The sequence below is a fragment of the Allobosea sp. 05L423 genome, assembly GCF_056397745.1.
Genome location: NZ_JBFTOA010000033.1, coordinates 1 through 11,789, shown reverse-complemented (window position 1 = coordinate 11,789; position 11,789 = coordinate 1). Strand labels below are relative to the sequence as shown.

The 11,789-nt window shown below is 65.8% G+C and carries 13 protein-coding genes; 4 read left to right on the top strand and 9 right to left on the bottom strand.

Annotated features, from left to right (window positions below):
• Positions 1-25: 25 nt before the first annotated feature.
• The gene (locus AC1DNE_RS30045) at positions 26-907 is read left to right on the top strand and encodes a ParB/RepB/Spo0J family partition protein (protein ID WP_441473832.1); all 882 of its coding nucleotides are present in this window, start codon (positions 26-28) and stop codon (positions 905-907) included.
• On the opposite strand, the gene holA is transcribed toward AC1DNE_RS30045, so the two are convergent.
• From holA to leuS, 3 genes are read right to left on the bottom strand one after another with little or no spacing between them, the layout of a single operon-like run.
• A complete protein-coding gene (gene holA, locus AC1DNE_RS30040) occupies positions 908-1,936 on the bottom strand; it encodes a DNA polymerase III subunit delta (RefSeq protein ID WP_441473831.1) in 1,029 nt (342 codons plus the stop codon).
• Between the two features lie 6 nt (positions 1,937-1,942).
• Positions 1,943-2,476, bottom strand: a complete 534-nt coding sequence (locus AC1DNE_RS30035; RefSeq protein WP_441473830.1) for an LPS assembly lipoprotein LptE — start codon at positions 2,474-2,476, stop codon at positions 1,943-1,945.
• Positions 2,463-5,087 (bottom strand): leucine--tRNA ligase, encoded by a 2,625-nt coding sequence (gene leuS / locus AC1DNE_RS30030; protein ID WP_476767189.1) that lies wholly within the window; start codon positions 5,085-5,087, stop codon positions 2,463-2,465. Before leuS ends, AC1DNE_RS30035 begins: the two co-directional genes overlap by 14 nt.
• A 153-nt stretch (positions 5,088-5,240) precedes the next feature.
• Between leuS and AC1DNE_RS30025 the strand changes: the two genes are divergently transcribed.
• Positions 5,241-5,906 carry a YggS family pyridoxal phosphate-dependent enzyme gene (locus AC1DNE_RS30025; protein ID WP_441473828.1) on the top strand — a complete coding sequence of 222 codons (666 nt, stop codon included), beginning with the start codon at positions 5,241-5,243 and terminating at the stop codon, positions 5,904-5,906.
• Between the two features lie 112 nt (positions 5,907-6,018).
• Here the strand turns inward: AC1DNE_RS30025 and AC1DNE_RS30020 are convergent, their stop codons facing one another.
• Positions 6,019-6,399 carry a glyoxalase superfamily protein gene (locus AC1DNE_RS30020; protein WP_441473827.1) on the bottom strand — a complete coding sequence of 127 codons (381 nt, stop codon included), beginning with the start codon at positions 6,397-6,399 and terminating at the stop codon, positions 6,019-6,021.
• Between the two features lie 116 nt (positions 6,400-6,515).
• Positions 6,516-7,070, bottom strand: coding sequence for a L,D-transpeptidase family protein (locus AC1DNE_RS30015; protein WP_441473826.1), 555 nt, complete (start codon positions 7,068-7,070; stop codon positions 6,516-6,518).
• An 82-nt stretch (positions 7,071-7,152) separates the two neighbouring features.
• On the opposite strand from AC1DNE_RS30015, the gene AC1DNE_RS30010 reads away from it, so the two are divergent.
• Complete coding sequence (locus tag AC1DNE_RS30010; protein WP_441473825.1) at positions 7,153-7,839, top strand: response regulator transcription factor; 687 nt, start codon at positions 7,153-7,155, stop codon at positions 7,837-7,839.
• A gap of 3 nt (positions 7,840-7,842) precedes the next feature.
• Positions 7,843-8,307 (top strand): cyclic nucleotide-binding domain-containing protein, encoded by a 465-nt coding sequence (locus tag AC1DNE_RS30005; RefSeq protein ID WP_441473824.1) that lies wholly within the window; start codon positions 7,843-7,845, stop codon positions 8,305-8,307.
• Between the two features lie 16 nt (positions 8,308-8,323).
• On the opposite strand, the gene AC1DNE_RS30000 is transcribed toward AC1DNE_RS30005, so the two are convergent.
• From AC1DNE_RS30000 to AC1DNE_RS29985, 4 genes are all read right to left on the bottom strand, one after another.
• Complete coding sequence (locus AC1DNE_RS30000) at positions 8,324-9,235, bottom strand: EamA family transporter (protein WP_441473823.1); 912 nt, start codon at positions 9,233-9,235, stop codon at positions 8,324-8,326.
• 120 nt (positions 9,236-9,355) lie between these two features.
• Positions 9,356-10,171 carry an exodeoxyribonuclease III gene (gene xth, locus AC1DNE_RS29995; protein ID WP_441473822.1) on the bottom strand — a complete coding sequence of 272 codons (816 nt, stop codon included), beginning with the start codon at positions 10,169-10,171 and terminating at the stop codon, positions 9,356-9,358.
• 248 nt (positions 10,172-10,419) lie between these two features.
• Positions 10,420-11,256, bottom strand: a complete 837-nt coding sequence (locus AC1DNE_RS29990; RefSeq protein ID WP_476767188.1) for a LolA family protein — start codon at positions 11,254-11,256, stop codon at positions 10,420-10,422.
• 185 nt (positions 11,257-11,441) lie between these two features.
• Positions 11,442-11,789 (bottom strand): DNA translocase FtsK (locus AC1DNE_RS29985; RefSeq protein WP_476841361.1); only part of this gene is annotated, 348 nt, incomplete at its 5' end.

Below are 11,789 nucleotides of genomic sequence, written 5' to 3'. Positions count from 1 at the left end.
AGATGGTGAGGTAACGAGGATGGCGATGGCCGAAGAACAGGGGCGCTCACGCCTGGGCCGTGGTCTGGCGGCGCTGATCGGCGACGTCGGGGAGGAAATCGGCGCAATCGAGCGGGCGCGCGGTCAGCGCAAAGTCCCGGTCGAGTTCCTGCGTCCGAGCGCGCGCAATCCGCGCCGCAACTTCGTGGAGGAGGATCTCGACGAACTGACCGCCTCGATCCGCGAGCGCGGCATTTTGCAGCCGATCATCGTGCGTTCGATCGCCGGCATGGTCGATGCCTATGAGATCATCGCCGGAGAGCGGCGTTGGCGTGCGGCGCAGCGCGCCGAACTGCACGATGTTCCGGTAATTCTGGTCGAGGCGGATGATCGTGAAGCACTCGAGATCGCGATCGTCGAGAACGTTCAGCGTACCGACCTCAACGCGATCGAGGAAGCCGCGGGCTATGAGCGGTTGATCGCCGAGTTCAGCTATACGCAGAACGATCTGGCGCGCGTCATCGGCAAGAGCCGCAGCCATGTCGCCAATACGCTGCGCCTGTCTAAATTGCCGGAATCTGTCCGGAAGATGGTCAGCGAAGGCGCGGTTTCGGCCGGTCACGCTCGCGCTCTGCTTTCCGTTTCGGATCCGGAACTGATGGCGCGCAAGATCATCGACGAGGGCATGAGCGTTCGCGACATCGAGCGCGTCGTGCAGGAAGAAGCGCGCGGCGAGACCAAAAGCGCCGTTACAGCGAAGCCGAAGGCCGAGAAGGATCCGGATACCCGGGCACTGGAGAAGGCGCTGGAGGAGGCGCTGGGTCTCTCAGTCTCGATCGCTCATCGCGCCAACGGGTCGGGCGAGGTCCGGATCGGCTACAAGACGCTCGAACAACTCGACGCGCTCTGCCATCGGCTCAAGGTCTGATCAATCGGTCCGGCCGCTGCGGGCGAGCCGGGCCAGCGTCCACAAGGTGCGGGTCGCGACGGCGCGGCCCATATCGGCATTCTGGCGCGTGGTCAGGATCGCATTGCCGAGCAGGCCGACAGCTTCGCTCAGCTTGGCGCTGGACCAGGCATTCAGCGCAGCCTCAGTCGTCGCAATGCGCGGGTAGGGCAGGCGCATCGTCCCGACGACGTCTCTGACCCCCTTCCCGGCATCGACAGCCTGGCGCGCCTTGAGCAAGGCCAGCGCCTGGCGGAGCACCGTGCCGAGCATCACACCTGGGTCCAATCCCTCGCTGCTGAGTTTGGCCTGAGCGAGATCGAGCACCGGCAGCTTTCCGGCGAAGACCGCATCAACGAGCATGGCCTGCTCGCGCTGGGCGGTGTCGCCGACGATGGCGTCAATATGCTCCTCCCGCACGGCAGGGTCGGTTCCGACATAAAGCAGCAGCTTCTCGATCTCGCGGCGAGATGTCTGGCGGTCGCCGCCGAGAAGGCCGGCGAGATGCTCGCGGCTGGTCCGGTCGATGGACTTGCCTGCCGCGCGCACCATTTCGTCGATGATCGAGCCGAGATCGCGGGCTGCGTCGCCATAGCAGGGCACGGCGAGAGCGGTCTTCGCCCTCTCGCAGGCGGTGCGCAGCGGGTTTGTGCGCTGCAGGTCGCCAGCCTCGACGATGACGAGGGCATCCTGCGAGGGCACCGCCAGCAGCGGCTCGACTGCGGCCAGCAGGGGTTTGGATGTCGGAGAGACGCGGATTGCGCGGCGGCCGCCGAAAAGGCCGATGGTGTTGGCTTCGTCAGCGAGCTTCAACGGGTCGGCGGCAACGGCGTCGCCATCCATGCGAATGAGCTGAAAGGCATCGCTGGGATCATCGACACTCGCTCGGGCCAATGTGCCTGCCCGCTCGGAGACGAGCCCGGCGTCGGGCCCGTAGACGAGGACAAGGCGCCAGGCTGGGTCGAGGCGCGCCAGTGTTCGGTCGGCTTCATGCGCCTTGATCGCGACCATGATCGGTCAGGAGGTGAGATCGGCGGCGATCTGTCCCCGGATGATCGTGGCGAGGTTCTTCGCAGCGCGGATCTGCGCGTCTCGTGCCGCACGCACCGTGGCGAAACGCTGTCCGGAACGTTCATAGGGAGCGCGGACGGAATTGGTGCCGGAGGAGACGACCTCACCTGTCCCGATACGCGTCACTTTCCAGGTTGCAGTGGCGACGAGCACCGCCGAATCGGCGCGGCCATTGATGTAATCCACTGTGACGACCTCGACGGACTCCGCGATATTGGCCTCGAGCCTCAGCTTCCTCTGCGCATCGGGCTCGCCGCCGCCGTCGAACTCGAAGACGAGCTCGTTACGGAAGTAATGGCCGATCAGGCCCTTGATCTCGGGAATCTCGATGGTGCGAAGCGCCGTCTTGACGTTGCCACCGACCGTGCTCTTCGTGTTCTCGGAATAGAGCGGCTGGAAGCAGCCGCCTGCGAGTGCGGCGGCCACGAACGCGGCCGCCAGCAATGCACGGCGGGGGAGAACGGCTTCAGACGACGACATTCACGATTCTCCCGGGAACCACGATGATCTTGCGGATGGCGCGCCCTTCGAGAGCCCGCTGAACCGCTTCGCTGGCGCGGGCGGCGGCTTCCACCGCCACCGTATCGGCATCGGCCGGAACCGTCACCTCCGCCCGCTTCTTGCCGTTGAGCTGGACCGGGAGCGTGATGCTGTCGTCCTTCAGCAGTGCGGGCTCAACCTCCGGCCAGGAGGCTTCGCCGACGAGACCTGGCTGGCGCAGAGCCTGCCAGCATTCCTCGGCCAGATGCGGCATCATCGGCGCCACGAGCTGGGTGACGATCGTGGCGGCCTCGAGGAGCGCGAAGCCGATGTCGGCCTCGAGCTCGGGCTTCTCGGCCGCTGCGTCGAGCGCCTTACCGATGGCATTGGTCAGCGTGTAGATATGCGCGACGCAGCGGTTGAAGGCGAGACGCTCGATATCGGCGCCGACCGCGTCGAGCGCGCGATGGCTCGCCTTGCGCAGCGTCAGCGCGGCATCACCGATCTGGGCAGGCTTCTCGGCCTTGCCGCCGGTGCGTTCGGCGATCTCCGCGACCATGCGCCAGAGGCGCTGGACGAAGCGGGCGGCGCCTTGCACGCCCTCGTCGGTCCAGATCACGTCGCGATCCGGCGGCGAATCCGAGAGCATGAACCAGCGGGCGGTGTCGGCGCCGTAGGAAGCGATGATATCGTCGGGGTCCACGACGTTCTTCTTGGACTTCGACATCTTCTCGATCGCGCCGATCTCGATCGGAGCGCCGGTCTCGACGTCGAAGCCGCGGCGGTCGGTGCCGGCGACTTCGATACGGACATTGCCCGGCTCGACCCAGTCGCCATTCGCTGCCCGGTAGGTCTCGTGCACGACCATGCCCTGGGTGAAGAGGCCGGCGAAGGGCTCATCGAGGCCGGCATGGCCGGTCCTCTTCATCGCGCGGGTGAAGAAGCGCGAATAGAGCAGGTGCAGGATCGCGTGCTCGACGCCGCCGATATACTGGTCGACGGGCAGGAAGCGATCGACGGCCTTGCGGTCTGTCGGGCTCTCGGTGCGCCACGGATCGGTGAAGCGGGCGAAATACCAGGACGAATCGACGAAGGTGTCCATCGTATCCGTCTCGCGCCGCGCAGGCTTGCCGCATTGCGGGCAGGCGACGTGCTTCCAGGTCGGATGATGGTCGAGCGGATTGCCCGGCTTCTCGAAGGAGACGTCGTCCGGCAGTTTTACCGGGAGATCAGCATCGGGAACCGCAACCGTTCCGCAGTCGGAACAATGGATGACCGGTATTGGGCAGCCCCAGTAGCGCTGGCGCGAAATACCCCAGTCGCGCAGGCGGAAATTGACCTTGCGCTGCCCGACGGGGCGATTGCCGCGGGTCTCGCTCTCGAGCCGGCGGGCGACCTCCTCCTTGGCTTCCGCGATGGTCATACCGTCGAGGAAGCGGGAATTGATCATCCGGCCGTCGCCGTCATAGGCGGTGTCTGTGATGACAAAACCAGCCGGGTCGGTGCCTTCGGGCGCGACGACCGGGGTATTACCCAGGCCATACTTGTTGACGAAGTCGAGGTCGCGCTGGTCGTGCGCAGGGCAGCCAAAGATCGCGCCGGTGCCGTATTCCATCAGGACGAAGTTCGCGACATAGACCGGCAGCGTCCAGCTCGGATCGAGCGGATGAACGGCGCGCAGGCCGGTGTCGAAGCCGAGTTTCTCGGCCTTGTCGATGGCCTCCTGCGCCGTGCCGGTCCGTTTGCACTCCTCGATGAAGGCCTGCAGCTTCGGATTGTTCGCCGCGATGGCCTTGGCGATCGGGTGGTCGGGCGCGACGGCAACGAATTTCGCGCCGAACAGCGTATCCGGGCGGGTCGTGTAGACCTCGATTTCGTCCTGATTGACCGCATTCGATTCGAGAGCGAAACGAACCAGCAGACCTTCGGAGCGGCCGATCCAGTTCTTCTGCATCAGCCGTACCTTGTCGGGCCAGCGAGTCAGACCGTCGAGCGCGTCGTTCAGTTCCTGGCCATACTCGGTGATCTTGAAGAACCACTGGGTCAGCTCGCGGATTTCGACCAGCGCACCGGAGCGCCAGCCGCGCCCGTCGATGACCTGCTCATTGGCCAGCACCGTCTCGTCGACCGGGTCCCAGTTGACCTTGGCGGTCTTGCGGTCGACGAGCCCGGCCTTCAGGAAGTCCAGGAACATCTTCTGCTGGTGGCGATAGTAGCTGGGATCGCAGGTCGCGAGCTCGCGGCTCCAGTCGAGGGACAGGCCCATCGACTTCAGCTGCTTGCGCATCGTCGCGATGTTCTCATAGGTCCATTCGCGCGGATGGACCTTCTTCTGCTTGGCGGCGTTCTCGGCCGGCAGGCCGAAAGCGTCCCAGCCCATCGGATGCAGCACCGAGAAACCCTTGGCACGCTTGTAGCGCGCGACCACGTCGCCCATCGCGTAGTTGCGGACGTGGCCCATATGGATGCGTCCCGACGGATAGGGGAACATCTCGAGGACGTAGTAGCTCGGCCGCGTGTCGTCGTTCCTCGTCTCGAAAAGCTTGCGCTCTTCCCAGACGGTGCGCCATTTCGGCTCGGACTCTTTCGGATTGTAGCGTTCGACGGCCATGTCAGCGGGCAATTCTTGGCGGTTTGCCGGCTCCCGGAGGCAGGCCGGCGCAGGGGCTGAATGCAAAAACCGGATGTCGGAATCTTGCAACCTGCTCTAGGACACCATTGCGCGCACGCGGTCAACGGCGCGCAGGGCATGAGAGGCTGGCAGATGAGCGATACGGTTACGCGTTTGGCTGAAATCAGGGCGGCGATCGGCCGCGCCGAACGCGATTTCGGGCGCAAGCCGGGGTCGGTCTCGCTGGTCGCCGTCTCCAAGACCAAGCCGGCCGAGCAGATCGTAGAGGTCCTGGAGGCGGGGCAGCGCATCTTCGGCGAGAACTATGTCCAGGAGGCCAAGGCGAAGTGGCCCGCGCTGAAGGAGCGCTTTCCCGATGCCGAGCTGCACATGATCGGGCCGCTGCAGTCGAACAAGGCCCGCGAGGCGGTCGAGCTGTTCGACGTCATCCAGTCGCTGGATCGCGAAAGCCTGGCGAAGGAGCTGGCGCGCGAGATCGCACGGGCGGGGCGGGCTCCGCGGCTGTTCGTGCAGGTCAATACCGGTGAGGAAGCGCAGAAGGGTGGGGTCCTCCCCGCCGATACCGACGCCTTCATCGTCCGCTGCCGCGATGTTCACGGTCTCGCGATCGAAGGGCTGATGTGCATTCCGCCGGCGGAAGAGCCGCCCTCCCCGCATTTCGGGCTGCTGGCCAAGATCGCCGCCGGCAACGGGCTCAAGGGCCTGTCGATGGGCATGAGCGCCGATTACGAGGCGGCGATCCAGCTTGGCGCGACCTATGTGCGCGTCGGCAGCGCGATTTTTGGCGCGCGTGGGTAGTTGCGGCGTCATGCCCGGGCTTGACCCGGGCATCTCTTCGACAGGAGGCTCAGGAGCTTCCTTTGGTGGGAGATTCCCGGGTCTTCGCTTCGCTCCGCCCGGGAATGACGGCCTATTTCAAGGGCTCTCCGACATCGATGCGGTTGCCGTCCGGGTCCTCGAAGACGAAGGCGCGCAGGCCATAGTCCTTGTCGCGCAGGCCCTTGACGATGCGCAGGCCGCGCTCGCGGACCATGGCATGCACGGCGTCGATATCCTCGACCATCATATGCGCGACATTGAACGGCGCCGGCTTGTGGCCGGGCTGGAGCGTCAGGTGCAGCTCGGCCGCGTCTCGCTTCAGGATCATGAAGCCGACTGGGTTGCCGTTCTCGAAAGTTTTCCGGAAGCCGAGGGCACCGATGTAGAAATCGCAGGCCCGGGCCATGTCGGCCACGGGCAGCATGGCGGCGATCCGCCCGAAGCGGAGGCCGGTGGAGACCGAATCAGTCATCGCAGGTTCTCAGGCTGGGAGCGCCCCGGCGATGCAGGACGGTGCCTGAATGCGCTGGTCGGCTCCGAAGAGGATGATCGAGACGGTGCTCGGGACCGCTTCTAGCGCAAACGGACTTATCTGACCAGAATCCGGCAATGGCGGGCCAGCCGCGGCAGCACCTTGGCGAAGACGTGGCCCTCGACCGCGACGCAGCCAGCGGTGGGCGTGAAGCCGGGGCGGGCCAGATGCCAGAAGATCGCGCTGCCGCGCCCGCGAATCACCGGCCGATCGTTCCAGCCGAGTTCGACGATGACGTCGTAGAGATGGTCCTCGCGCTGCAGGCGCTCCTCGGCCTCGCCGGGCGGGCGGTCGATCAGGCGGTTGTAGCGACGGTCCTTCAGATCGTCGCACCAGGCGTCACGCGGCCCGATCCGCTTCAGGGGAAGCAGCGTGTGCGGGCGAGCCAGACGGTCAGCGCGGTAGAACACACTGCGAAGCGGCAAGCTGGTGCGCGGCGTGCCGCCGTCGCCCTCCCGCTTGTCGGTTCGGATGCCGGAACGGCCGAGCGCACAGGGAAACACCGCCGAACCGGCGACGATGAATCCTTTTCGGCGGTCATGAACGGAAGCGAAGACCCGCAGTGAGGACAGTTTGCGCGGGCCGGCTGGGCTGGATGGGCGGTTTCTCAAGGGGATTCCTGGCTGCCTGACTTGCGATGACGACTCAGCGGGCTCATGTTGCCGTAACGATTGCGTCCGAGCGAACCGCCCCATGTCCGTCGTCCATCATATTCTCCTGGTCGATGACGACCAGACCCTCCGCGATGCGCTGGCTGAGCAGCTGGCGCTCTACGAGGAGTTCAGGTTGTCTACGGCCGGCACCGCCGCGGCCGCCGTGAAGGCGGTGCAGGGCGACCGCGTCGATCTCGTCGTCATGGATGTCGGCCTACCCGACATGGACGGACGCGAGGCGGTCAAGGTGATGCGCAAGAATGGCTTCAAGAGCCCCGTGGTGATGCTGACCGGGCAAGGCTCGGATGCCGACACGGTGCTGGGGCTCGAGGCCGGCGCCAATGACTATGTGGTGAAGCCGTTCAAGTTCGCCGTGCTGTTGGCCCGGATCCGCGCGCATCTGCGGCAGTACGAGGCGAGCGAGGATGCCATTTTTCAGGTCGGGCCCTACACCTTTCACCCCGGATCGAAGCTGCTCGTGAGCGAAAAGGGCTCGAAGACCAAGCTGACCGAGAAGGAGACCGCGATCCTGCGCTTCCTCTACCGCGCCGGCCGCAAGCCGATCGCGCGCGAGGTGCTGCTGCAGGAAGTCTGGGGCTATAACAGCCAGGTCACCACGCATACGCTCGAGACGCATATCTACCGGCTGCGCCAGAAGATCGAGCCTGATCCTGGCAATGCCCGGTTGCTGGTCACCGATGCCGGCGGCTACCGGCTGAATCCCTGACGGATGGCGCTCGACGACGATATGGCCCTGCTGGCTCGGCAGCCGCTGCTGAGCCTGATGGAGCGCGATGCGCTGCGATTGCTCGCCTTTGCGGCCGAAAGCCGCATCCTGCGGGCGGGCGACGTGCTGTTCCGCGCCGGCGAGCCTTCGGACGGGGCCGTTCTGGTGGTATCGGGCGCGATCGCCGTCACGACGCGGGATGATGGCCAGCCCGCGCAGGAGATCGTCGGCCCCGGCGCCATGATCGGCGAACTCGCACTTTTCACCTCGCTGCCGCGGCAGGTCACGGCGATCGCGCGTGAGCCGACGCAGGTCATGCGGCTGCCGCGCAGCGTGATGCGGCGCGTGCTCGGCGAATCGCCGGATTCGGCGGAAGCCATCTCCTCGGCGATCAGCGACAGGCTGCGCGGCTTCGTCGGCGAACTCGCCGCCGTGCAGGAAGCGCTCGCGGCGATCGATCGCAAGTAGGCGGCTGGTACCGTCGTCAGGACGACGGCGGATGCCTGGCGGCACGGATCGCTGCGAACCGTGGCCAGAGGATATTGATGCACAGGCCGGACAGCACGAGGCCGGCTGCTGCGAACTTCCAGCCCGGCAAGGGTTCGCCGAGCCAGATGGCCGCTGCTCCCATTCCGAAGACCGGGACCAGCAGGGATGTTGGTGCGACGGTGGCCGCGGCATAGCGCGAGAGCAGCCAGCCCCAGACCGCATAGCCGAACATGACGTTGCCGACCGCCTGCCAGAGCGCGGCGGCCCAGGCAGCGAGTGGAGCTCCCGTCAGCCCGTCGCGCATCGCCGGCCAACCTTCAATCAGCAAGGAGAGGATGAAGAGGGGCGGGACGGCGAAGAGGCTGGTCCAGACGACATAGGCCAGCATGTCGACCTTTGGCGTGCTGCGCGCGACGCTGTTGCCGGCAGCCCAGCACAGCGCAGCCCCGAGCACGAGAATGACCCCGAGTGGCGTCGTCGTGCCGTCAGTGTGCCAGAGGATCACGGCGATGCCGGTCGCGGCGAGGAGCAGGCCGACGATCTGGAAGGGCTGGATGCGCTCACGCGTGATCGCCGCGGCGAGCAGGATCGTGAAGAAGGACTGCGCCTGCACCACCAGCGAGGCGAGGCCGGGCGCAATGGAACCCTTGATGGCGATGAACAGCAGGCCGAACTGGCCGGCACCGATCAGGATGCCGTAGGCGGCGAGCTTGCTCCAGGGCGCAGCCGGCCGCCTGAGAAAGAAAACCGCTGGCAGGAGTGCGAACGCGAAGCGCAGGCAAGCGAAGAGCAGAGGCGGGAAATGGTCGACGCCGATGCGGATGACGACGAAATTGGTGCCCCAAACCACCATCACCGCGAGGGTGAGCAGCGCGTCGCGCAGGGAAAGGGAGGTGGAGGGCTGCAACGGCTTGGGCCACGGCGATGAAAACTGCCGCGGCTATATCACGATGCCCGGGCGGTCCGTTAAGACCGCCCGACATGGCCGGGACGCCGCCCGCTCAAGCGGTGAGGACCGAAGAGCTTGTCAGAGGTCGAGCGTGACCGTCACCGGCACATGGTCGGAGGGACGCTCCCAGCCGCGGGCTTCGCGCAGGAAGGTGAGGTCGCGCAGCGTCGGCTTCAGGGCGTCCGAGAGCCAGATATGGTCGAGCCGGCGGCCCCTGTTCGATGCTTTCCAGTCCTGCGCGCGGTAGCTCCACCAGGAATAGAGCTTTTCGGGCTCGGGTCGCAGCGTGCGGGCCGCGTCGGTCCAGCCGATCTCGCTGCGCAGCCGCTCCAGCGTCGTCGTCTCGATCGGGGTATGGCTGACGACGTCGAGCAGTTGTTTGTGGCTCCAGACGTCGTGCTCGTAGGGCGCGATGTTGAGATCGCCGAGCAGGATTGCGGGCCGGTCGGTCGGCTTCTTTGCCACGCCCCAGGCGCCCAACTCGTCAAGGAAGGCGAGCTTGTGGGCGAATTTCTCGTTCTTCGCGGGGTCGGGGATGTCGCCGCCTGCCGGGATGTAGAAGTTATGGATGGCGATGCCGGCGGCAGCACCGGCCGCCTTGTCGAGCGTCACGGTCATGTGCCGGGCGTCGTTTCGGCCGCACATCGACATCGCCTCCTTTTCGCTGAAGGGCAGCTTCGAGACGATGGCGACGCCGTTATAGCCCTTCTGGCCGATGAAGGCCTGATGGACATAGCCGAGCTGATGGAAGGCCTTGGCCGGGAACTGCTCGTCCGGCGTCTTGGTCTCCTGCAGGCAGAGAACGTCGGGAGCGTAGGTGTTCAGGAACTCGCCGACCATGCCGATGCGCAAGCGGACGGAGTTGATGTTCCAACTGGTGACGGTGAGTTGCACGCGAGAATTCCGGCGGGAAGGAGGCCGGAAACTGGGTCGTCGGGGCGCAAAAGGCAAGCCCCGACATGGCGCCGACAAATCCCGGAGGCGGCCCCGTCCGGCGAGCCCTCATCCTGGGGAGCAAGCGCAGCTTGCGTCTCGAAAGGATGGTCCGGATGTCTCGCAGCCGCATCGAATATCCTTCGAGATGCCATTCCTGCGGAACGGCTTCTCGGGATGAGCCTCGCCCGATGCCCGAAAGATGCGATTCAGAGCGTGCGCTGGTAGTCGATCACGAACTTCTTCGGATCGGGGCGGCGCTGGGTGTCGAGATTGTAGAGCGCGACCGAGGTCTCGTAGCCTTGGGGATCGATCACGATCCATTGCCGCAGCTCATTGGCGACGAGATCGTACTTCAGCGTGATCTTCGAGGTTCCGCCCAAAGTCGAGCGGTCCTCAATTCGCACGGAGAGGATATCGCCGTCGATGCTGGCGCCGGTGAGGGTGCCTTCGCGCGCCAGGTCCATGCGCTCGCGCACGAGGAACTTCAGCGGCGTCTGCCCGATCGAGTAGATGTCCTGCGTCGCCAGGCGCCTGTCGCGCACGGCGACCGAGGTGCCGTCGGCTATGACCTCGGTGGTGACGGGCGGCTCGTATTCGAAGCGCATCTTGCCCGGACGCTGGATATAGATGCGCCCTTCAAGACGCCGGCCATTGGCGGCGAACTGGATGAAATTGCCCTGCAGCGAGCTGAAGCTGTTGAGATAGGCGTTAAGCCGCTCGATCGCCTCCTCCTGCGTCGCCGGTGCGCCGGTGCGGGCCTTCGCGGAGGCGGCGGGGCGTGGAGACTGCGCTGCCGCTGTTGCTGTCGGAGCGGCAGCGGGTTCGGCCGCCGGCGCTTCCGCCGCTGCGGTACGTGCCAGGCCGAGGCCTGCGGGACGGATGGGCGGCAGCGGAATCGGGCGCGGCTTGGCGACTGCAGGCTTGGGTGCGGTCGCCGGCGGCTGCAGCTGCATCGGCTGGGCCATGAGCGGCCCGGCCACGGCACTGCAACCGAGCGCGATCATCGCTACCGCTGAAGCCCGCAATGCCGGGTTCCATTTCATGAGCAAGTCTGCCTCACTCCCTGTGACATCTCGGCGCTTCTGAACTCGGCAGGCGCTGCGGAATCGATCGGCCGCCTTCGCCGCCTGCAGGGAAGTCAACCCGTCGATGCCGCTGAGGTTGCACTGTCCTGATGGCAATTTGAGGACCGTTCCGGGCAATCGCAAGATGCCGGCGGCCATTGGCCCTATTCGTCGTGCTGATTCTGGGTTTCAACCAGGATCTCGCGCTTTCCGGCGTGGTTTGCGGGACCGACGATGCCCTCGTTCTCCATGCGCTCCATGATGGAGGCGGCGCGGTTGTAGCCGATCTGGAGGCGGCGCTGGATGTAGGAGGTCGAGGCCTTCTTGTCGCGCAGCACGACGGCGACCGCCTGCTCGTAGGGGTCGTCGCTGTCGACCGAACCCATGCCGGTCTTGTCGAACACGGCGCCGTCCTCGTCCTCTGCGCCTTCCTCCTCCTCGGAGGTGACGGCGTCGAGATATTGCGGCCGGCCTTGCGTCTTGAGATGCGCGACGACCTTCTCGACCTCCTC